Source organism: Kosakonia beeri, assembly GCF_054165705.1.
The window spans coordinates 914789-936279 of record NZ_CM135106.1; the positions used below are offsets into that span (position 1 = coordinate 914789).

Annotated in this window: 17 protein-coding genes; 11 read left to right on the plus strand and 6 right to left on the minus strand. The window is 51.9% G+C overall.

Annotated elements, in window-relative coordinates; genetic code table 11:
• Positions 1-60: 60 nt before the first annotated feature.
• Positions 61-456, minus strand: coding sequence for a hypothetical protein (locus tag ACUY4S_RS04560; RefSeq protein WP_312691680.1), 396 nt, complete (start codon positions 454-456; stop codon positions 61-63).
• A gap of 566 nt (positions 457-1022) precedes the next feature.
• Between ACUY4S_RS04560 and ACUY4S_RS04565 the strand changes: the two genes are divergently transcribed.
• Both ACUY4S_RS04565 and ACUY4S_RS04570 read left to right on the plus strand, forming a co-directional pair.
• On the plus strand, positions 1023-2672 hold the full coding sequence (locus ACUY4S_RS04565; protein WP_312691681.1) for a sensor domain-containing protein: 1650 nt from the start codon (positions 1023-1025) through the stop codon (positions 2670-2672).
• Positions 2673-3673: 1001 nt separating this feature from the next.
• A complete protein-coding gene (locus tag ACUY4S_RS04570; protein ID WP_312691682.1) occupies positions 3674-4996 on the plus strand; it encodes a sensor domain-containing diguanylate cyclase in 1323 nt (440 codons plus the stop codon).
• A gap of 53 nt (positions 4997-5049) precedes the next feature.
• Here the strand turns inward: ACUY4S_RS04570 and ACUY4S_RS04575 are convergent, their stop codons facing one another.
• Complete coding sequence (locus ACUY4S_RS04575) at positions 5050-6195, minus strand: trans-sulfuration enzyme family protein (RefSeq protein WP_312691683.1); 1146 nt, start codon at positions 6193-6195, stop codon at positions 5050-5052.
• 10 nt (positions 6196-6205) lie between these two features.
• Positions 6206-7576 carry a pyridoxal-phosphate dependent enzyme gene (locus ACUY4S_RS04580; protein WP_458022162.1) on the minus strand — a complete coding sequence of 457 codons (1371 nt, stop codon included), beginning with the start codon at positions 7574-7576 and terminating at the stop codon, positions 6206-6208.
• A gap of 395 nt (positions 7577-7971) precedes the next feature.
• Here ACUY4S_RS04580 and ACUY4S_RS04585 point away from each other — a divergent pair, with 395 nt between their 5' ends.
• From ACUY4S_RS04585 to ACUY4S_RS04605, 5 genes are all read left to right on the plus strand, one after another.
• Positions 7972-8994: a methionine ABC transporter ATP-binding protein gene (locus ACUY4S_RS04585; protein ID WP_312691685.1), complete on the plus strand. Its 1023-nt coding sequence runs from the start codon at positions 7972-7974 to the stop codon at positions 8992-8994.
• The gene (locus tag ACUY4S_RS04590; protein ID WP_312691686.1) at positions 8987-9655 is read left to right on the plus strand and encodes a methionine ABC transporter permease; all 669 of its coding nucleotides are present in this window, start codon (positions 8987-8989) and stop codon (positions 9653-9655) included. Before ACUY4S_RS04585 ends, ACUY4S_RS04590 begins: the two co-directional genes overlap by 8 nt.
• 18 nt (positions 9656-9673) lie before the next feature.
• Positions 9674-10486, plus strand: coding sequence for a MetQ/NlpA family ABC transporter substrate-binding protein (locus tag ACUY4S_RS04595; protein ID WP_312691687.1), 813 nt, complete (start codon positions 9674-9676; stop codon positions 10484-10486).
• A 156-nt stretch (positions 10487-10642) separates the two neighbouring features.
• Positions 10643-11824: an acetyl-CoA C-acetyltransferase gene (locus tag ACUY4S_RS04600; protein ID WP_312691688.1), complete on the plus strand. Its 1182-nt coding sequence runs from the start codon at positions 10643-10645 to the stop codon at positions 11822-11824.
• Positions 11825-12299: 475 nt separating this feature from the next.
• The gene (locus ACUY4S_RS04605) at positions 12300-12980 is read left to right on the plus strand and encodes an oligogalacturonate-specific porin KdgM family protein (protein WP_312691689.1); all 681 of its coding nucleotides are present in this window, start codon (positions 12300-12302) and stop codon (positions 12978-12980) included.
• A 264-nt stretch (positions 12981-13244) separates the two neighbouring features.
• Here ACUY4S_RS04605 and ACUY4S_RS04610 read toward each other — a convergent pair whose 3' ends face one another.
• A complete protein-coding gene (locus ACUY4S_RS04610) occupies positions 13245-14420 on the minus strand; it encodes an oligogalacturonate lyase family protein (RefSeq protein ID WP_458022161.1) in 1176 nt (391 codons plus the stop codon).
• Positions 14421-14908: 488 nt separating this feature from the next.
• Here ACUY4S_RS04610 and kduI point away from each other — a divergent pair, with 488 nt between their 5' ends.
• From kduI to ACUY4S_RS04630, 4 genes are all read left to right on the plus strand, one after another.
• The gene (kduI, locus tag ACUY4S_RS04615; RefSeq protein WP_458022160.1) at positions 14909-15745 is read left to right on the plus strand and encodes a 5-dehydro-4-deoxy-D-glucuronate isomerase; all 837 of its coding nucleotides are present in this window, start codon (positions 14909-14911) and stop codon (positions 15743-15745) included.
• Between the two features lie 60 nt (positions 15746-15805).
• A complete protein-coding gene (kduD, locus tag ACUY4S_RS04620; protein ID WP_312691692.1) occupies positions 15806-16567 on the plus strand; it encodes a 2-dehydro-3-deoxy-D-gluconate 5-dehydrogenase KduD in 762 nt (253 codons plus the stop codon).
• 315 nt (positions 16568-16882) lie between these two features.
• Positions 16883-18301 carry an arabinose-proton symporter AraE gene (gene araE, locus ACUY4S_RS04625; protein WP_312691693.1) on the plus strand — a complete coding sequence of 473 codons (1419 nt, stop codon included), beginning with the start codon at positions 16883-16885 and terminating at the stop codon, positions 18299-18301.
• A 124-nt stretch (positions 18302-18425) separates the two neighbouring features.
• Positions 18426-18761, plus strand: coding sequence for a colicin E1 family microcin immunity protein (locus ACUY4S_RS04630; protein ID WP_458022159.1), 336 nt, complete (start codon positions 18426-18428; stop codon positions 18759-18761).
• A gap of 20 nt (positions 18762-18781) precedes the next feature.
• On the opposite strand, the gene ACUY4S_RS04635 is transcribed toward ACUY4S_RS04630, so the two are convergent.
• On the minus strand, positions 18782-19993 hold the full coding sequence (locus ACUY4S_RS04635; protein ID WP_458022158.1) for a colicin-like pore-forming protein: 1212 nt from the start codon (positions 19991-19993) through the stop codon (positions 18782-18784).
• 313 nt (positions 19994-20306) lie between these two features.
• Positions 20307-21437, minus strand: a complete 1131-nt coding sequence (locus ACUY4S_RS04640; protein WP_458022157.1) for an oligogalacturonate lyase family protein — start codon at positions 21435-21437, stop codon at positions 20307-20309.
• Positions 21438-21491: the final 54 nt, after the last annotated feature.

The window sequence follows — 21491 nt, forward strand, 5'->3', positions numbered from 1 at the left end:
CAGGTCATGAGAAATCGTGCTTATTATTGCCATGATTGGATTAGACATGGCTTAACGGTATTATTTGCCAATAACCGTAAATAACATATCCAGCCGCACCGGGTTACGCTCACGCGCCTCAAATTCCGCCGGACGGCTGATGGCAGCCACGCTTTCCATGATGGCGTTAGCGGGCGCGGGGGCGCTGAAGGCGTTCGGCGCAGCTACCGGTTTGCTTTTAGGCCACGAAATGGTATTCGTCGGCACACCCGCTGGCGCAGCAGCGTGGTTGATCTCTTTGCGGCTGGCTGCCGGGATTTCAGCGACGGTGGTTTCCTGCGGTTGATCGTTAACGTCGGATGCGACTGCCGTTGTGGTTACTGCTTGCATAGTTTCACCATCTTCTTCATTCATTTCCTGAAAAGAAACACCGGACATCTTCAGTTTTTCAGCCAAAGAACCTAAATCATCGTACATAGTATTTGCCTGACCCCGATGTGTTGAATACGAGCTATAATAAGCAAGATTAATTTCTCTATTTGCCGTGCTATAAAACTTAGCGCCCAAAGCAAATGCCTGATAGTCAATTGGAAATCTCAGATATCCGCTTTAATTGAGAATTTCCTTATATACTGTCGGTGGGGGGTAGCACAGGTCAAGTGAGGGTATCAATAAATTAGAATGCATTTATTATGCGCATCTATGAATACCTGGCTTATTTATTACTGTAAGCCAGAGCAAAGCCGCGAAAGACGTGGGGTGACGGGGAGCGAGAGGCGGAAATTATTGTAAAGATCATTGGTCAGACTTTTTATTAATAATTGACTGGCATCAATTCTTCACAATTTATTCATAATTTCCTGCTTTTTGTTCACTTTGTCTTTATCGGAAATTATTTTTTATTCTTTAGCGATAAATGAAAGTATATATATTGAGAGTATCTATAAATCATCATTCTCAATTAATATAGCTGCTGTGTGATATTGAACCTGGTATTACTTTCAATTAGGATGTGTCCGAACACTTCTTTAAGAAAAACGATTATGCATTCTGAAAATGATATTTTCGGCTCTCAGAATATGCTCGCCGCACTCGAAAATGTTCACGATGCTGTCGTACTACTGGATAGTACGGAAACCGTGTTTTTTTTTAATCGCGCCGCTGAGAAATTATGGGGCTACCCGCGGATTTCGGTCCTCGGTTGTAAAGCGTCGACAATTCCCTTGTTTGGCGCTATCGATGTACTGTCTGGTAATGCAGAGAATGAACGGGCATTGACCGTCATTACGGCAACCGGCGAAGAAACTTCGCTGGCGGCGACCATCAGTTATGACAACCCGGTGGATTCAGGCGCACCTTGTCGAATTGTGGTGCACATTGACCAGGAGCGAGTGACTAAACTCTCAACCTTTGATCGGCTGACCGGGCTGCCGAACCGCAGCGCATTGCATCAGTATATCGAGCAAATGATGACCAACGAGGAGATTGCCCGTGCGGCATTTTTCTTCCTCGATCTGGATCATTTTAAAGACGTTAACGATGCACTCGGCTACGCCGCCGGGGATAACGTGCTGGTGGCCATTGCGGAGAGACTCAGAAGTGAGTTTTCCCGGCAGGGGTTTGTCAGCCACGCGGACAGCGATGCGTTTGTGCTGGTGATCCCGGATTGCGACAGCAGCCGTGCCACCAGTATTGCGCAGAAGATCCAGGCCCTGTTCCGCATGCCGTTCAAAATTGCCGACCTGGCGCTGAATGTGACGGTCAGTACCGGCATTAGCCTTTATCCCGATCACGGTGTTTCCCGCGATGGCCTGCTGAAGCATGCGAACCACGCCTCGCACCTGGCAAAAGCGGCGGCTTCCGGGGGATATCTGTTCTTTAGCCCTGAAATGAACCAGGTCGATCAGGAACGGTTAAAGCTGGCGGCGGCGCTGAAACTGGCGATTGCCAGCAATCTGCTGCATTTGCATTACCAACCGCAAGTTTGGCTGAAAAATGGCGAGCTTTATGGCGTAGAAGCGCTGGCACGCTGGACGGACCCGGTACTTGGCGATATTCCCCCAGGAAAATTTATCGCCCTGGCCGAAGAGACTGGCGAGATCGAGGCCATTGGCCGCTGGACACTCCATGAAGCTTGCCGCCAGATGGCGGAGTGGCGCAATAACGGCATTGATGTGCCGGTTGTGTCGGTCAATCTGTCGCCAATCAACTTCTATAACAGCAGTCTGCCTAACTACATCTCTTATTTATTACGGCAGTACCGCATTCCGGCCAGTTGCCTGACCATTGAGATCACCGAAGGGGTGATGATGGACAAGCGCCCGGAAACAATGGAAGTGATTTGCGCGGTTCGCGAGTTGGGGGTGGGCCTGTCGATGGATGATTTCGGTACGGGTTTCTCTTGCCTGTCGCGTCTGGCGCACCTGCCAATGACCGAACTGAAAATCGATCAGAGCTTTATGCGCGACCTGAGCGAAGGCAGCAAAATGAAAGCCATTGCCACGACGGTGGTAAAAATCGGTCAAAGCCTGCACCAGACAGTGGTGGCCGAAGGGGTCGAAACCGAACAGCAGCGTAACCAGTTACGCGATCTGCAATGTGATATAGCGCAGGGATATCTTTATTCACGCGCGCTCACGGCGGCGGCGCTGGCGGGGTGGCTGCAAAGTCGACCACAAAGCGAAATGATTTAATCAAAGAGTGAGTTTGCACGGTAGCAGTGGCCAGGCTTGAAAGGATTATCAGGCCGGAATAACCCCCGGTGCGCGTCCAGTGCCGGGGATTATTTTCATCCCCTCGAGTTTTTCCCGTCTATATATTTTCTGTTTGTTGCAGAATTAACTAAAAAACTTCAAAACGACAAGTAATAAACAAAATCCCAGCATTCCCCATGACATATGTCGATGCGCCTGTCGCGCAGGGTTTACGCTGGTTGTTTTATTTTTGTTGTTTTCAATATTCATATTTCATATTACCCGGAATTGATGACAATCCACGCCAGGCCTTGCGGTACGGGCGCATTACAGGGACGATTGCATGCAGAGCAAGCCGCCGCAGTAGGTGCGGTCAGCCTTTATTTTTTCTTTTATAGATACTTTTAATTAATCCGCTTTTATATATAGCTGAGTTGCGATGATTACCTTTTTATTCTTATTCGTGGGCAACATGTTAAGCGAATTAAATTTATATTACCGTGAAAAAAATAAAAATCCATGCGGAAATTTGCGTTTGGGACAATAATTTTATTAAGATAGGCGAGGTCTATAATTCCAGGTTTTCGGCGGCTGAGAACAAATAAATAACGGTGATTTACTGTTGCCAGCCTGAAAAACGACGCTTGTGTGAACAGGTCGTCAAAACGTCTGAAAGGATAACGAAAAAGCCTGACGTATTGTCACGCGCCAGGGCTATTATTACCTCTCGTAATGGATGGGGGCGCGTACAGACCATTATCGCGCGGCGCGATCGGCGAAGCATTTCACAATGATCGCGCAGAATAAGTGCAAATCTGATTCACTTTCACCGGGTTAGCCTGCAGTTTAGGCATGACGCATAGTTATTTATGTGGTGAATTGTTTGCGACTGAAGGTCATTCTGGCAAGGAGTGCGGCTTTAGCAGTTGCTGGCATTTTTCGCTTTCACTACGTCACCAGGCCGTTGTTAAGCGCATAGCGGGTCATGCGGAACAAAAATCATGAGTGAAAAAAAACGTACAGACCACCGGGATGAAGATGCTGAACATCTCTTTGAATTACTTAATAATAATTCTGACTGGGTATGGGAAGTCGACGCGCAGGGGCGTTATACCTGGTCATCTGATGTTGTCACAGAGTTGCTGGGCGTGTCGCCTGAAGAGGTGATCGGCAAAACGCCTTTTGATTTTATGCCGCCTGGCGAAGCCGAACGGGTGGCTGGCGCTTTCGGCGCCATCGTGGCGGAAAAACGCGCCTTCTCCGGGCTCGTTAACCGCAATCAGCGCAGGGATGGCACCATCGTGGTGCTCGAAACCAGCGGGGTCCCCCTCTTTGACGCGCAGGGTGAACTTCGGGGCTATCGTGGAATCGATCGCAACATCTCCTATCTGGGGGAACGTGTACTGCAGCTGGAAACCATCTATGAAACCACGCCGGTTGCACTTTGCATGATTGACCGCCAGGGGAGGCTGGTGATGTCGAACAAAGCGATGGCAAAACTGCTGGGCGAGCGGGGAACGCAGGGGAGCGACATCTTTTTTCAGCGCTTAATGCCGGACTACTGGCATTTTTTTCGTACTGATTTTGAACTGGCAGACAACGGCGAAGCGCTGCCCTCGCGAGAACTGGGCTGGTTCGACCGCTGCTACGACATTCAGTCGGTACCGGTGCATGACGCGATGGGGAATGTGATTGGCCTGTCGGTCACCTGGGTTGATATTACTGAACGCCGCCATGCGGAGCAGAAACTGGCCAGCGCGAACAAAGTCCTGCAACAGTACGCCCAGCACGACCATTTGACCGGGTTGTTCAATCGTCGTTATATGGATGAGTGTCTGGTGGCCGAAATCACGCGCGCCATTCAGGAGAATTTCCCGTTGTCGGTCTGCCTGGCTGACATTGATTACTTTAAAAACTACAACGATACCCAGGGGCACCAGGCGGGAGATGATTGCCTGCGCATCGTTGCCAAAACGCTGGCATCTGCACGCCTGCGCAGCGGCGATAATGTCAGCCGTTACGGTGGTGAAGAATTTCTGATCATCCTGCCTGGCACCGATCTGGCTCAGGCGCTGGGCGTGGCTGAAGTCGTCAGAAGCAATATTAATGCACTCCAGCTACCGCACGACGCCAGCCCGACCGGTTTTCTGACCATCAGTATTGGCGTGGCGACACTGCATGGTGACTATGCCCGCGATGATGACAAACCGCTGCATATGATTGCCAGCGGTCTGATCCACCGGGCGGATACCGCGCTTTATGCGGCAAAGAAACAGGGGCGTAACCAGGTGGTTTCCGCGCGGGATGTGCATACCGTCCCCTGAAAGCATGGCGTTACCCGCAGTGCCTGCGAACGGTGCAGGCGCTGCGGGGTGCATCAATATGCCAGAGCTTGTTGCCAGTCGGCTATCAGATCCTTTTCATCCTCAATGCCCACCGACAGGCGGATGAGCTGCGGTGTAATACCGTTAGCCAGCCGCTGTTCCAGCGGAATAGAGGCATGCGTCATGCTGAAGGGCTGGCTGACTAGGCTTTCAATCCCGCCCAGACTTTCCGCCAGCGTAAATAACTTCAACGCATGAATAATTGCCGCAGCGCGTGCATCGTCGCCTTTGATGACCACCGAGATCATGCCCCCTGGTAGCGCCATCTGCTTGCGCGCCAGGTGATATTGCGGGTGTGACTCCAGCCACGGAAACCAGACTTTCTCGACCTGCGGTTGCTGCTCCAGCCAGCGTGCCAGCGCCAGCGCATTGCTGCTATGGCGCTCAATGCGCAGCGCCAACGTGCGGATGCCGCGTAAGGTCAGGAAACTGCTAAAGGGATCAAGCACTCCGCCGATGGCGTTTTGCAGATAACCGAGTTTCTCTGCCAGTGGCGGGTTATCGCCCACCACGGCCAGACCGGCGACCACATCGGAGTGACCGTTTAAATATTTGGTGGCAGAGTGCACCACAATATCAAAGCCGAGTTCCAGCGGGCGATGGATCACGGGGGAGGCAAAAGTATTGTCCGCCACGCTGAGCACATTGTGGCGTTTGGCAATCGCGGCAATCGCCTGCAGATCTGCCAGTTTCAGCAGCGGGTTCGTCGGGGTTTCCACCCAAATCATGCGCGTTTCCGGTCGGATAGCGGCTTCCAGCCCGGCAAGATCGTCCGGTTTCACCCAGCTAACCTGTAGACCAGCACTATGACGACGGACATTTTCCAGCAGACGATAGGTGCCGCCGTAGACATCATCGATTGCCACCAGGTGGCTGTCTTTATCCAGCAGCTCAAGCACTGTTGAAATACTGGCAAGACCGGATGCAAACGCAAAACCGCGAGTGCCGCCTTCCAGTTCGGCGATGGCTGTTTCCAGTGCGTGGCGGGTAGGATTGCCGCTGCGCGAATATTCATAGCCCGTGTGCTGCCCCGGCGCGGGCTGCGCAAAGGTGGAGGTGGCGTAAATGGGCGGCATAACCGCGCCATGTTGATCGTGGAAGGTGCCGCTGTGGACGCTTTCGGTTGCCAGTGTTTTCATTTTATTTCCTTTATTGTTCAAGACGGTTGCGCCAGGTCGTCAGTACATCGCTGCGGGTGACGAGGCCGACAAAGCGGCCCTGGTCAGCGATGACCGCCACCAGACCACGATCAAAAATGGCGTACAGCGTGCTTTCCGGCGCGTGCTTATCGAGGATTTCTACATTACGGGTCATGGCCGCTTTTACCGGCAGAGCAAACCGTGCGCTGTCGCCCCGGACATGGCTTATCAGATCCCACTCATCGACAATGCCGACCACTTTGCCATTGTCCAGCACCGGTAGTTGCGAGATGTCATACAGACGCATACGCGCCAGTACTGCCGCAAGGCTGTCTTCCGGGGCTGCGGTAACGGTCGCGCCTTCATCGTGGCGCAGGGCGATAAAATCGGTGAGATCGCCTTGTGTTGGTCGCGTTAACAGACCCTGCTGGCGCATCCAGTCATCGTTAAACATTTTCGACAGGTATTTATTGCCGCTATCGCAGGCAAACGTGACCACCCGTTTGGCCGTTGTTTGCGCCTGGCAGTAACGCAGCGCGGCGCTCAGCAGCGTGCCGGTGGAGGAACCCGCAAGGATCCCTTCCTGCTGCAGCAGTTCCCGCGCGGAGGCAAAGGCGTCGCGATCGCTGACGCGAAAGGCCTGGCGCACGCCGTCGAGATGCGCGAGCGGCGGAATAAAATCTTCGCCGATGCCTTCGACCAGCCAGCTGCCGGGTTCGTTGTAATGGCCGTTTTCAACCTGATCGGCAAGGATCGATCCTGCCGGATCCGCCAGCACGAATTCGGTATGGGGGGAGTGTTCGGCGAACCAGGCTTGCAAACCGCCCAGTGTGCCGCCGGAACCCACACCCACCACGATGGCGTCAATTTTGCCGTCGAGCTGGCGGAAAATTTCCGGTGCGGTAGTGGTGGTGTGCGCCAGCGGATTGGCGTCATTGTTGAACTGGTCGATGTAAAATGCGCCGGGGATCTCCTGCGCGAGGCGGCGGGCATAATCCTGATAATAGGCCGGATGGCCTTTGTTCACATCAGAGCGGGTGAGTATCACTTTCGCCCCTAATGCACGCAGGTGGAAGATCTTTTCGCGGCTCATTTTGTCTGGCACCACCAGTATCAGCGAGTACCCTTTTTGCGCAGCAATTAACGCCAGACCAAGCCCGGTATTGCCCGCCGTGGCTTCAATAATGGTGCCGCCGGCGCGCAGCAAACCTGTGCGTTCGGCTTCGGTAATCATCGACAGCGCTACCCGGTCTTTTATCGACCCGCCGGGGTTCTGGTTCTCCAGTTTAAGGAATAATTCACACGGCCCGCTGTTCAGTTTATGTAACTGCAGCAGAGGCGTCTGGCCGATCAATTCGGTTACTGAATGGAAGACTGACATTGTGTTTTCACCCGTAAACAATCGTGATGAGCGGATGATAGGTCTGTCATTTTTCGCTTTTAAAGAATGTTTATTTGGTCTTTAGAACGAACAGAAATATAAAGCTCTGTTTAGCCATCAGGAAGGAGAGCCATATAGTCGTCCAGATGTGTCGATAGCCAAAAAAGGTCTTTTTTGCGCTGATTTGCAGCGAATTTCCTGCCTTCGCACCTGGTGTTATGCGTTTTAAGGGAATGCAATGCGAAATAAATCCTTACGGGTTAAAGCCGTGTTTCGCCGGGGTTAGCGTGTTTGGTTATAAGTAATGTCCATTTGGTTATTTGAAATATAATTACGGCTGATTATTATCTTCTGGACATCCATACTGCTAAACCGCCAAACGGAAACACCAACGCATGATCGTTCTGAGGAATATCTCCAGGATTTTCGACCAGGGAAAGGCATCGATTACCGCCGTCGACAACGTCAATCTGACGGTTGAGCAGGGGCAAATTTACGGAATTATCGGCTACAGCGGCGCCGGAAAAAGTACGCTGATCCGCTTGCTGAACGGCCTGGAAAAGCCAACGTCTGGCAGCGTGGTGATCAACGGTCAGGATATTGGTGCCGCACGCGGTGAAGCGCTGCGCCGCGCACGCCTGAAAATCAGCATGGTGTTTCAGCATTTCAATTTGCTGTGGTCGCGTACCGTGCGCGAAAACATCGCTTTCTCAATGCAGATTGCCGGCGCGCCAAAGGCCAAAATTAACGCCCGCGTGGCGGAACTGATTGAGCTGGTGGGGCTGAAAGGCCGTGAAAATGCGTACCCGTCACAACTCAGCGGCGGCCAGAAACAGCGGGTGGGCATTGCCCGTGCGCTGGCCAATAACCCGGACGTGCTGCTGTGTGATGAAGCAACTTCCGCGCTGGATCCGCAGACGACCGATCAAATTCTTGAGCTGCTGCTGGATATTAATCGTCGCTTCAAACTGACCATTGTGTTGATCACGCATGAGATGCATGTGGTGCGCAAGATTTGCGATCGCGTGGCGGTGATGGAGAACGGGCAGGTGGTCGAAGAGGGCGATGTGTTAAGCGTTTTTACCCATCCGCAAAAACCCATTACCCAGCAGTTTGTGCGTCAGGTGAGTCAGTATAAAGAAGAAGAGACATTCAATCCGGAACTGAACCGCGAGCTGGAGGGAACAGTCATTAAGCTGACGTTTACCGGGCACAATACGCATCAGCCGATTGTTGGCGAACTGACCCTGCGCTACGGTCTGCCGTTTAATATTCTGCACGGCAAAATGTCGCAAACGGCGCACGGTGTTTTCGGGCAATTATGGGTGAACGTGAAAGCGACCCCGGAGCAACTGAATAATATCCTCGCGGACTTAAGCAAGACGGATATTGAAAGCGAGGTCGTTACCCATGGCTGAATCATTTTTTCCGCATCTGAAATGGGCCCAACTCTGGGCGGCCACGCAGGAGACACTGTATATGACGGCGCTGTCCGGCGCGGCGACCTTTGTGCTGGGCATCCTGTTGGGACTGGCGCTGTTTCTGACGGCACGCGGCGGGTTGTTCCAGAACCGCGTGCTCTATAGCGTGATTTCGATTGTGGTGAACATTTTTCGCTCGATCCCGTTCATCATTTTGATTGTGTTATTGATCCCTTTTACCAAAACCCTGGTGGGCACCATTCTCGGTGCGAACGCCGCGTTACCTGCGTTGATTGTTGGTGCGGCGCCATTTTATGCGCGCCTGGTCGAGATTGCGCTACGCGAAGTGGATAAAGGGGTGATTGAGGCGACCCGCGCGATGGGGGCCCGTCTTAGCACACTGGTTTTTCGGGTGCTGCTGCCCGAATCATCACCTGCGCTGGTGTCCGGTATTACCGTGACGCTGATTGCGTTGGTGAGCTACAGCGCCATGGCCGGGGTCATCGGCGCGGGCGGTCTGGGCAACCTTGCTTATCTGGAAGGATTCCAGCGGAACCACAACGACGTCACGCTGGTGGCGACGGTGACGATCCTTATCATCGTCTTCATCATCCAGTTCTGCGGCGACGTGCTGACTTCTCTGTTAGATAAACGATAATTATTGGAAACCACCATCATGAAAAAGACACTGACACTGATTGCCGCAGCCACCCTGAGCGTTCTGAGCCTCTCCTCCTGGGCGGACACGCTGACTGTGGGCGCATCCAATGTGCCGCACGCTGAAATTCTTGAGCAGGCGAAACCCATTCTGGCAAAACAGGGTATCGATCTGGAAATCAAACCGTTCCAGGACTACATCCTGCCGAACACAGCGCTGGCAAGCCGGGAGCTGGATGCCAACTACTTCCAGCACATTCCGTACCTGAACAGCGTTATCAAAGATCATGCGGGCGACAAAACCTATGACTTTGTCAGTGCGGGTGCCATTCATATTGAGCCAATCGGCATTTACTCTAAGAAATACAAATCGCTTAAAGAACTGCCAGAAGGCGGCAAAATCATTATGCGCGATGCGGTTTCGGAAGAGGGGCGCATTCTCTCTATCTTCGAGAAAGAAGGGGTGATCAAGCTGAAACCGGGGATTGATAAAGTCACTGCGCGTATTGACGATATCGTGGAGAACCCGAAAAAGCTTAAATTCCTGCCGAACGTCGAAGCAGCACTGCTGCCGCAAATGTACAACAATGATGAAGGCGATGCTGTCGTCATCAACGCCAACTACGCTATTGATGCGGGTCTGGATCCGGTACACGATCCTATCGCGGTAGAAAGCGGTGAGAACAACCCGTATGCCAACATCATTACCGTGCACCGTGGTGACGAGAAGAAAAAAGATATCGTCGCGCTGGTGAACGTACTGCACTCTAAAGCGATCCAGGACTGGATCCGCACGAAATATAAAGGTGCAGTGATCCCGGTGAATAACTGATTTGCCTTTTCGCGCGGTCATTTCTGGCCGCGCGTCTCCCCGCGTGTTTCCTGACCCGGCTTTCCTTGTGATTAATCTCACCAATTTAAAACATCCTCGTTAATACTCATTAACAATGCACTACTATTGCCAGGTTCATTAATGGCGGAGGTAGGGATGAAAGAGGTCGTGATCGTGGGGGCTGTCCGCACGCCAATCGGCTGTTTCCAGGGGGCATTATCGCGTCACTCTGCCGTTGAGCTGGGCAGCCAGGTTGTGCGGGCACTGGTGGAGCGTAGCGGCGTACAGCCACAAGATATTGATGAAGTGATCTTAGGCCAGGTGTTAACCGCCGGTGCCGGGCAAAACCCTGCGCGCCAGTCGGCCATCAAAGGCGGCCTGCCGAACACGGTTTCTGCTATCACCATTAATGATGTGTGTGGCTCCGGGCTAAAAGCCTTACACCTGGCGTCGCAGGCTATTCAGTGCGGTGAGGCGGATGTGGTGATTGCTGGCGGCCAGGAGAATATGAGTCGTGCTCCGCATGTGCTTACCGACAGCCGCACCGGCGCACAACTGGGTAACAGCCAGTTGATTGACAGCCTGGTGCATGATGGCCTGTGGGATGCTTTCAATGATTACCATATGGGCATGACGGCGGAAAATCTGGCGCGGGAGTATGGCATCAGCCGCGAGCGCCAGGATGAATGGGCGCTCAGTTCGCAACATAAAGCGCGTGCCGCCATTGATTCAGGCCGCTTTCGCGATGAAATTGTCCCGTTGCAGACCCTGACCGCCGATGGCCGCACGGTGCTGGTCGATACCGATGAACAGCCACGCACCGATCCCAGCGCCGAAGCACTGGCAAAACTGGCTCCCGCCTTTGAATTAACAGGCTCGGTTACGGCAGGTAATGCCTCACCGATCAACGACGGTGCGGCAGCGGTATTAATGATGAGTGAGCTAAAGGCGCAGTCGCTCAACTTACCCGTGCTGGCGCGGATTCGTGCTTTTGCCAGCGTCGGTGTTGATCCAGCGTTAATGGGCATCGCGCCGGTCTATGCCATGCGCCGCTGTCTGGAGCGTGCAGGCTGGCAGCTGGATGAGGTCGATCTGATCGAAGCGAACGAAGCCTATGCCGCGCAGGCGCTGTCGGTGGGGAAAATACTAGAGTGGGATGAGAAACGGGTGAATGTGAATGGCGGTGCCATTGCACTGGGCCACCCTATCGGTGCATCAGGCTGCCGTATTCTCGTTTCGCTGGTGCATGAGATGCAAAAACGGCAGGCCCGCAAAGGGCTGGCGACGTTGTGCATCGGCGGTGGCCAGGGCGTGGCGCTGGCCATTGAGCGCGATTGAGTCACCGCTTAAGTCAAATAAAGCCTTCCTCCCGGAAGGCTTTATTATTTGTGATGTCGATCTCATGTGTCATTTCAATTAAAATGAAACTGTAACCACTTCCTCTAATAATTTCCCTCCGTGGTTCTAAAATACTTCTTAAGTTCCAAAAATAAACATAGTTGCCTTGTTTACAATTTGGAATCATTAAAGTAAGCAGACTTATTATTAGCTCATCCTTCATGTAGATTGCTGTTTTGCAATCTGTTTTTAATTTGTATTGGTAATTGTAAGTGTTCGGTTAATAAAAAATGATGTGATCTTCATCCATTTTTTTATGGGTATTATGGGAAATTTATTGATATTCATCACGCCGTTTTACATAGTTCCGTTCTCTACAAATATTTACGATCGAGATCACTAAAATAAAGTTACCAAAAAAATAAAATGTAATTCCATAAAAATGGAACATAATTTTAATTATTAGAGGTGACTCATGCTTAAGAAAACTCTGGCCCTTGCTTCACTCCTCGGCGCGTCCTTCGCTTCACAGGCAGTAACCGTAGATTTACGTCATGAATACATCGACAGCGGCTCTAACGCTGACCGTGTCGCGGTATCTCACCGTTTCGACAACGGCGTGGGTTTCGGTGTGGAAGCAAAATGGAAATCCGGCGGTGATGATGCCGATAAACCCTTAACTGAAATTGTGGGTAACGGCCATGAAGAGTCGATTAACTGGCGCTGGGCTGCGACCAAAAATTTTGCGTTAACACCAGGTTTTAATATCGAAAGCAAAGATACTAACTCTATTTATAAGCCGTACATCCACGCGCAATACAGCTTTGATAACGGCATTTACATTGCTGGCCGCTATCGTTATGAGTACACACGCAACCCGGATTCCAGCACCGTTGATAATAAAGTCAACAAATTCGACACCTGGGTAGGTTGGGCGCTGGGCGATTTCCGCTTTGAGCTGAACTATGTTTATGCCAAGAGCACCGAAGACGTTATTCGCGAAAACAACAAAACCTACTCCAACGAATATAACGCCAAAGTGGCTTATAAACTTGATAAAAACTGGTCCCCGTATGTTGAATTGGGCAACGTTGGCGTGAAAAGCACCGACGAACGTCAGACCCGTTTCCGCCTGGGTGTTGCTTACTCTTTCTGATTGTCTGAATAACCTGTTTACCCTCAAATCTTCCCCGGCGCAGTTAGCCGGGGATTTTTTATTGCGATGAAATGCCATTCACTGGCGGATTTATTATTGCTCCCTTTGCGTCAATTAAATTGTCTTGCACGTGGTGGTTGGGCCGCGTCATAGAAAAGAGGGGGAATAAATAAACGTAACGAGCCCGCAGCGCAGAATATCTGTTATAAAAAAAAGCCCTCCAGGAGGAGGGCAAGGCCAGTTACAGAAACACTAACTCAAACGTTATGCTTGCAACATAATGCGTTGCTCAGGAAGTTTCGCGATATAGAGCGCCGGTTTGCCGTCTTTATCTGAACTAAACAAAATCGCACTGTCGTCGGGGGTAAACGACGGATGCGGATGGGTTACCTGGCGGCTATTGGCGACAGTCGCCCATGACGTATCGTGACGGGCGACACGGAAATAGCCTTTCTCCGCCACATCAAACACATACAAATACGGATCGTTATCGATGGTATAACCGCTGGTGTCTTTTACGTCCACCGGCGTACCGGAACCGTCGCCAACCAGCAGCGTGCCGTCAAAGTTGCTCATCAGATGTGAGCATGCCGGCATGGCCATTACCGCTTCGTTTACGCCGCTATCCGGGTTGAAGCGATAAATGGTGCGACCTTGCTGACCTTTCAAATAGGAGACATAAACCAGCGCAGAGCCGTTAGGCACCCAGAATTCATGTGTACAGCTTTCGCCTTCCGCGTGATCTTTTACTTTGCGCACGTTGCTGCCATCTTCATTCACCAGCCACATCCGTGCATCGACCAGATCGTGCGGGCCTTCATGGCAGAAGGCGACGGTGTGATCGTCGAACGGACGATAGATCGGATGACCCAGCCAGTTTTTCTCTTCATGGATCACGCTGCTTTCGCCGCTTTGCAGATCGACACGCAGCAAGCGGCAGTGCGGGCCTTTATGGAAAAAGTCATGGAACAGCTGCCAGTCATTGAGCGGCGTCCAGTCGCTGGCTGCAATTTCGATGCCGACCAGTTTCGTGCAGTCGCTATTCGCCACCCAGGTGCCGTAACCGACCCAGGCGTCCGGAACGCGGTAAATTTCGCGCTCGGCCAGCGTCTGCAGGTTTACTTCGCGCAGAGTGCGGTCATTTTTTACGTAATATAACGCGCTGTCATCGGGCGAGAGGAAGCCGCCAAACGTATTATCGCCTGCGCCTTCCGTTAACTGCACGGCTTCGGCGTTGGCAATATCCAGCAGGTAGTAATTCCAGTGACCGTCGAATTCACCGGCGAACAAAAGATGACTGCCATCGTTGAAAAAACACTTTTGATAAAAGTAGTTACGGTGACACGTCACGTCCGGTGGTGTTAAGCGGGTGATTTCCGCGCCGGTATCCGGATCGCGGCTAACAGCATAATCCAGTTTTACCCGCATGCCTTTCGCCATTTTTCACTCCTTTAACAGGTCTGCCGGGCAAGCGAGCGCCCCAATGATGACCTCAGTGGCTAACAAGTTTAAAAACTAAGTGTTAATTTATCAAAACATCGTTTCAATATGTGTGATAGCTAACGCACTTTGTAATAAAAGCGCCACGGTAAGTTGAAAAATGAGAGTGGAAAATCACCGACTTAGATTTTAGACATGAAAAATGCCGATCGTCTGTCAAAACTCAAAGATGTTATTAACTCTCTGTTTGTTATGATTAATTTTATGGGAAGGCTAAAAAAGTAAACGCGCTTTCTCGCTGTCAATACTTAACATTCGTGATCGCACTTACAGATCTTGCAAGAAGTAGCAGAAAAAGTGAAACGTTGTTTTAGTTAACATTGAAAACACGTTTCAGCCGGGATAAGATGTTCGAATATATGAAACGGAACGCCGTTTCTACGTTTCGTTTGACGCTATTTCGGTCAAAATTTACTTCGGAGGTTAATGTGGAAGTCAGACAAAGCATCCACAGTGCGCATGCAAAAACGCTGGATACCCAGGGCCTGCGCAATGAGTTTTTAGTCGAAAAAGTCTTCGTTGATGATGAATACACCATGGTCTATAGCCATATTGACCGCATCATTGTCGGCGGCATTAAACCGGTGACAAAGACCGTTTCTGTCGGCGGCGAAGTCGGTAAGCAACTTGGCGTGACGTACTTCCTTGAGCGTCGTGAACTGGGGGTTATCAATATTGGCGGGCCAGGCACCATTACGGTGGATGGTGAGTGCTACGAAATTGGCCACCGCGATGCGTTGTACGTGGGTAAAGGGGCGAAAGAGGTCGTCTTCGCCAGTAGCGATAGCGCCAAACCGGCAAAGTTCTACTATAACTGCGCACCCGCGCACATGACCTTCCCGACGAAGAAAGTTACCCCTGCTGATGTTGCGCCAGTCACGCTTGGCGATCCGCTGACCAGTAACCGCCGTACCATCAATAAATACTTCGTACCGGATGTGCTGGAAACCTGCCAGTTAAGCATGGGGCTGACCGAACTGGAACCCGGCAACTTGTGGAACACCATGCCTTGCCACACCCATGAGCGCCGGATGGAAGTGTATTTCTACTTCAATATGGAAGAAGACGCCTGCGTGTTCCATATGATGGGCCAGCCGCAGGAAACGCGTCATTTGGTGATGCATAACGAACAAGCTGTGATTTCTCCAAGCTGGTCAATCCATTCGGGGGTGGGTACGCGTGCGTATACCTTCATCTGGGGGATGGTGGGCGAGAACCAGGTCTTTGATGACATGGACCACGTTGCTGTAAAAGATCTGCGCTAGTTGCGGACAGCGTATAACCATGCCTGTCCGGTACAGGCGCTGATAGATTAAGGAATACATATGATTCTGGATGCATTTTCTCTTCAAGGTAAGGTTGCGGTAGTGAGCGGTTGCGATACCGGTCTGGGTCAGGGGATGGCATTAGGGCTGGCGGAAGCGGGCTGTGATATCGTCGGTATCAATATTGTTGAACCCACGGAAACCATTGCACGCGTGACGGCGCTGGGCCGCCGTTTTCTGAGCCTGACTGCTGACCTGCGTCAGATTGACGGCATTCCGGCCCTGCTGGAACGCGCCGTTGCTGAATTCGGCAAGATCGACATTCTGGTTAACAACGCTGGTCTGATCCGTCGCGAAGATGCGATCAACTTCAGCGAGAAAGACTGGGACGACGTTATGAACCTGAACATTAAGAGCGTGTTCTTTATGTCCCAGGCGGCAGCGAAGCACTTTATCGCGCAGGGTCACGGCGGCAAGATCATTAACATCGCTTCCATGCTCTCTTTCCAGGGCGGGATCCGCGTTCCATCTTACACCGCGTCCAAAAGCGGCGTGATGGGCGTAACGCGTCTGCTGGCGAACGAATGGGCAAAACATAACATTAACGTGAACGCCATCGCGCCGGGCTATATGGCGACCAACAACACCCAACAACTGCGTGCAGATGAACAGCGCAGCGCGGAGATCCTTGATCGTATCCCGGCTGGCCGTTGGGGCCTGCCGAGCGACCTGATGGGGCCGGTCGTGTTCCTCGCATCACAAGCGTCGGATTACATCAGCGGCTACACCATTGCGGTGGACGGTGGCTGGCTGGCGCGTTAATAGCCTGCGTGCCTCTGCTGAAAACCTGCCCGCGGGCAGGTTTTTTTATACCTGCATATTCTTTGTCCATATGGGGCTGCTTAAAAAATCCATATCCTTTTGTCTTAATTAGCAGGCTTTGTTTAAAAAATGATTATTAATTAAGGTGTTAAAAATAGTTTATGGCTTAAACGTTATTTTCAAAATTGTAAACTCCATCACAAAACACCCTGTCACAGCGGATTTATCCATATCTTCGCGTTTAACTGACTGACACATAACTCTCTCGCTGACTTACTTTCATAAGACATCTTATTCTGTGCAGGCAGGAAGAAAATGGCATCTATCAGTAATGAGTCTGTAGTTTTACCGCGTGCGCTACGTGACACACGGCGCATGAACCTGTTTGTCTCTGTCTCTGCGGCAGTTGCCGGGCTGCTGTTTGGCCTGGATATCGGCGTGATTGCCGGGGCGTTGCCGTTTATCACCGATCATTTCACCTTAAGTAGCCGGTTGCAGGAGTGGGTGGTCAGCAGCATGATGCTCGGCGCGGCGCTGGGTGCGCTGTTTAACGGCTGGCTGTCGTTCCGTCTGGGGCGTAAATACAGCCTGATGGTGGGGGCTGTGTTGTTCGTTGCCGGCTCGCTCGGTTCTGCGTTTGCCGCGAGTGTGGAAGTCCTGCTGATTTCGCGCATCGTGCTGGGCATTGCCGTGGGGATCGCGTCTTACACCGCGCCGCTCTATCTCTCCGAAATGGCGAGTGAAAACGTGCGTGGCAAGATGATCAGCATGTATCAGTTGATGGTAACACTGGGTATTGTGCTGGCGTTCCTGTCCGATACGGCATTTAGCTACAGTGGCAACTGGCGGGCCATGCTTGGCGTGCTGGCGTTACCGGCGGTGTTATTAATTATTCTGGTGGTGTTTTTGCCGAACAGTCCACGTTGGCTGGCGCAAAAAGGGCGGCATATCGAGGCGGAAGAAGTGCTGCGCATGCTGCGCGACACCTCTGAAAAAGCCCGTGAAGAACTGAATGAGATCCGCGAAAGCCTGAAATTAAAGCAGGGTGGGTTCCAGCTGTTTAAAGCCAACCGCAATGTGCGTCGCGCGGTATTCCTCGGCATGTTGTTGCAGGCAATGCAGCAGTTCACCGGTATGAATATCATCATGTATTACGCGCCGCGAATCTTTAAAATGGCGGGATTCACCACCACCGAACAGCAGATGATTGCCACGCTGGTGGTCGGGCTGACCTTTATGTTTGCCACCTTTATTGCCGTGTTTACGGTAGACAAAGCGGGCCGTAAACCGGCGCTGAAAATTGGCTTTAGCGTGATGGCGTTGGGGACGTTGATCCTCGGCTACTGTCTGATGCAGTTCGATAACGGGACGGCTTCCAGCGGGTTGTCCTGGCTTTCGGTCGGCATGACGATGATCTGTATCGCTGGCTATGCGATGAGTGCCGCGCCAGTGGTGTGGATCCTTTGTTCGGAGATCCAGCCTTTAAAATGCCGTGACTTTGGCATCACCTGTTCAACCACCACCAACTGGGTGTCGAATATGATCATCGGCGCGACGTTCCTGACCTTGCTGGATGCGATTGGTGCCGCGGGAACCTTCTGGTTGTACACCGCGCTGAACCTGGCCTTTGTCGGCGTAACGTTCTGGCTGATCCCGGAAACGAAAAACGTGACGCTCGAGCATATTGAACGCCGACTGATGGCGGGAGAAAAACTGCGCAATATCGGCGTATAAACCAGGAGCGTGGCGCTGACGGGTGTCACGCTCACATTGCGGGTGAAAAGCACGTGCATCGTTGCCGCTTTTTATGGTGATATTAATCAGTTACGGTTGGTACATCATTGGGATCGGGCGCGTTATGACCGCGAAATACTACTGCAAAAATATTTTTTGGGGGCTCTTTTTCCTGTCTGGTTTTGCCTGGGCATGGAGCCAGGATATGCAGGATCGCGTTTCACAATACTTTTTTGTGCTGTCGCTTTTGAGTTGCCCGCTGTACCCGTTTGCCAAAAAAGGGGTTGAAACCCTGGCGCTGAGATTTACGACGCGCGCGTTCTGGCAGCGGGGGTATTTTACAGAGACGCCTGGCAAAAACGGCCTCTATGCCTTGTATTACGGCGCGTGCTTTTTGTTTGCTATCCCGCTCGGACTGGGTTACTTGCTCTATTTATTGCTGAATAAAAAGGCCGGTTAATACCGGCCTTTTGCTTGCTTTTATACGCCTAACAGCGCATTCGCTTTGGTGACAAAGGCTTCATCAACCAGCGCGCCGACGAGGGCCATCATCAGGGCAAACCCAAGGATACCGAGCGCGCTACCTGTAATGGCGCTGAAGGCAAACGCGGTCAGCGCAGTTGCTGCGTTACCTGCCGCGATGGCTTCCACCTTCACAAAGAACGGACGCCAGTTTTTGGTGCGGATCGCTTTCGGCAGTTCGACCAGAATCGCATCATACGCATCGATGGCTTTCCCCACATAACCAAAGCCTTTGCTGAATTTTGCCAGGCTGTTGGCCATGTTGGCGCGGTTGACAGACTCCAGCGCTTTTGCAATCGCTTCGCGGTCGGCCACGCTGTACTTACTTTCCAGCACCCCCTGATAACGTTCAAAAGCGGCCAGTGCCTGTTCAACGTTGCGGATCTTCTTGCCTTTCGCGGCCGCGGCCAGTTCCTGAGCAACTTTAGCCGACTGTTCGCTAAATTTCGCCGTGACCTCTTTGTAGAAATCGGCGGTAAATTTCACCGCATCTTTCACGTCCGCCCGTTGGGTTTCACCCTGTTTATACGCCTGGGTCAGGGCGGGGACTTCTACTTCAACGGTTACAATTCGGGTATGCTCATTGCCGTTTTTCCCGCCGCCGCCTGTGGTGATCTCCCGGCGAACTTTGGTCATCACTTTGCCGTTATTCAGCCAGTAGCCAGAAGGCAATACACCCTGCAACACCGTAACAAACTGGCCAACCGATGATGCGGCGATTGTATCAGCATTGAACCCGCCTTTACCGTTCTTTGGCTGGCTGCCTTGTAGCGGATGGCCAGAGTTGAAATCGCCAATGGCGACCGTTACGCCATTACTCTGCAGGCCCATCACCAGGCCAGACAAACCAATGTCCGTTGCCTGATCGGCAGTTAACCCTTCCGCAGAAATGCTGAGCATGCCATTGGGTTTCACTTGTTCAATTTTGAGTTTGGATAAGGGGTTAATGGTACGGGCTGCCAGGATCAGGTTCGCCAGCTTCTGGCGAAGCGCCTGATCATTCTGGATGGCAGATAACTGTTTTTGGGCTGGCGTGGCGTTTGCCGAGCCGCCGTTATCACGATCGCCACCATGTCCGTTGGAACCGCCGCCAGGCGACGGCTCAGAGCCGCGTTCTGAACTCCAGTTGGTCCCATCACCAGCGCCACCGCCATAGTTAAATCCAGGCATATTGTTTTCCTCGTTTGTCATTTTTGATTGTGGGTTGAGAAATCCGGTGCGCATCTTTGAAATCAGAGAACGTCTTTTGCACCGAAAGTGCTGTATATAAAAACAGGTATTTTGCTACAGCAAGGGCGATGCTACGCCTGAGATATTCACCCCGTCAATAGGCTGGAATAAATAAAAAATATAATAATAACAATGAGTTGTGTGGTTTTTGGGTAAACATGAAAGGCTGGAAAACGGCATAAAACGAGAGGTGAAAAATGCGCAAATAAACATCAAAATGCCCTCATCGCAGCGGAGAGGGCGGAGGGATAACTCAGACCTGAGCTAAATAGAGCGCGGGCATGCCTTCGGCATCAGACGTGTAGAGCACCCACTGATTATCCGGCGAGAATGACGGGTGCGGATGCGTAACCTGGCGGTCGCCGTCGAGTACTTTCCAGCTGCTGTTATGCTCGCAAATGGCTTTTTGCTCGCCGCTGTTAACGTCAAATACCCAGATAAACGGATCATTAAGGTGAATATCGCCGGTATGGTGTGGTGCGCCATCACCGACTATCAGGCTACCGTCGTGATTGCTCATCAGGTGAGAGCAGGGCGGTATGGCCATTAACTGGCGGTTTTCCAGCGTGGCCGGATCGGCACTGCACAGATAGCGTTTCGCATCGTTTTCCTGGTGCGCCACATAATAGAGCGCGGACCCGTCCGGCACCCAAAATTCGTGGGTAAAACTTTCGCCCGTGTTGTGCTGTCGCACCTTACGCAAGTTGCTGCCGTCTTCGTTAATCAGCCACATGCGTGCATCAATCGCATCGCGCGGGCCTTCATGGCAAAACGCCACGGTAGTGTCATCAAACGGGCGGTAAATGGGGTGACCAAGCCAGCGTTTCTCTTGCAGCAGTGTTTCGCGCTTGCCGCTCTGTAGATCGATGCGGATCAACCGACATTCCGGGTTGGTGAAGTAGAAATCGCGGAATTTTTGCCAGTCAGTCAGTGGTTGCCAGTCACTTTTTTTAATCTCAATCCCGACCAGTTTTGTGCAGTCAGAATTAGCGACCCATGTACCGTAAGCCACCCATTCGTCATCGACCTCATAAACAATGTGTTCTTCAAGCGAGGCCAGATCGACACGGCGTAATTCGCGGGTGTTTTTCACGTACCAGAGCGCGCTATCGTCGGCAGATAAAAAGCCGCCGAATGTATTATCGCCGGCACCCTCAGTGAGCTGTGTCGCCTGGCTACGGGCAATATCCAGCAAGTAGTAATTCCAGTGGCCTTCAAATGCGCCGCCGAAAATCAGTTTCCCGCCATCGCGGGTGAAGCATTTTTGATAGAAGTAATTACGGTGACAAATCACATGTGGAGGCGTCATCCGGATGACTTCGTGCCCGGTTTTCGTATCTTTTCGGCTACGAAAGGTGAGCGGGATGATTTTGCCTTTTGCCATGACGTTCTCTCCTTAGATAAAAAAATACCCCGCCCAAATGGGCAGGGTATGGTG

What these genes read in the sequence shown, in the direction of transcription:
- ACUY4S_RS04560 (WP_312691680.1), bottom strand. Translation starts at nt 456, where the DNA reads ATGTACGATGATTTAGGTTCTTTGGCTGAAAAACTGAAGATGTCCGGT.
- ACUY4S_RS04605 (WP_312691689.1), top strand. Translation starts at nt 12,300, where the DNA reads ATGCTTAAGAAAACTCTGGCCCTTGCTTCACTCCTCGGCGCGTCCTTC.
- ACUY4S_RS04600 (WP_312691688.1), top strand. Translation starts at nt 10,643, where the DNA reads ATGAAAGAGGTCGTGATCGTGGGGGCTGTCCGCACGCCAATCGGCTGT.
- ACUY4S_RS04575 (WP_312691683.1), bottom strand. Translation starts at nt 6,195, where the DNA reads ATGAAAACACTGGCAACCGAAAGCGTCCACAGCGGCACCTTCCACGAT.
- ACUY4S_RS04580 (WP_458022162.1), bottom strand. Translation starts at nt 7,576, where the DNA reads ATGTCAGTCTTCCATTCAGTAACCGAATTGATCGGCCAGACGCCTCTG.
- araE (WP_312691693.1), top strand. Translation starts at nt 16,883, where the DNA reads ATGGCATCTATCAGTAATGAGTCTGTAGTTTTACCGCGTGCGCTACGT.
- kduD (WP_312691692.1), top strand. Translation starts at nt 15,806, where the DNA reads ATGATTCTGGATGCATTTTCTCTTCAAGGTAAGGTTGCGGTAGTGAGC.
- ACUY4S_RS04610 (WP_458022161.1), bottom strand. Translation starts at nt 14,420, where the DNA reads ATGGCGAAAGGCATGCGGGTAAAACTGGATTATGCTGTTAGCCGCGAT.
- ACUY4S_RS04570 (WP_312691682.1), top strand. Translation starts at nt 3,674, where the DNA reads ATGAGTGAAAAAAAACGTACAGACCACCGGGATGAAGATGCTGAACAT.
- ACUY4S_RS04590 (WP_312691686.1), top strand. Translation starts at nt 8,987, where the DNA reads ATGGCTGAATCATTTTTTCCGCATCTGAAATGGGCCCAACTCTGGGCG.
- ACUY4S_RS04640 (WP_458022157.1), bottom strand. Translation starts at nt 21,437, where the DNA reads ATGGCAAAAGGCAAAATCATCCCGCTCACCTTTCGTAGCCGAAAAGAT.
- ACUY4S_RS04595 (WP_312691687.1), top strand. Translation starts at nt 9,674, where the DNA reads ATGAAAAAGACACTGACACTGATTGCCGCAGCCACCCTGAGCGTTCTG.
- ACUY4S_RS04635 (WP_458022158.1), bottom strand. Translation starts at nt 19,993, where the DNA reads ATGCCTGGATTTAACTATGGCGGTGGCGCTGGTGATGGGACCAACTGG.
- ACUY4S_RS04585 (WP_312691685.1), top strand. Translation starts at nt 7,972, where the DNA reads ATGATCGTTCTGAGGAATATCTCCAGGATTTTCGACCAGGGAAAGGCA.
- ACUY4S_RS04630 (WP_458022159.1), top strand. Translation starts at nt 18,426, where the DNA reads ATGACCGCGAAATACTACTGCAAAAATATTTTTTGGGGGCTCTTTTTC.
- ACUY4S_RS04565 (WP_312691681.1), top strand. Translation starts at nt 1,023, where the DNA reads ATGCATTCTGAAAATGATATTTTCGGCTCTCAGAATATGCTCGCCGCA.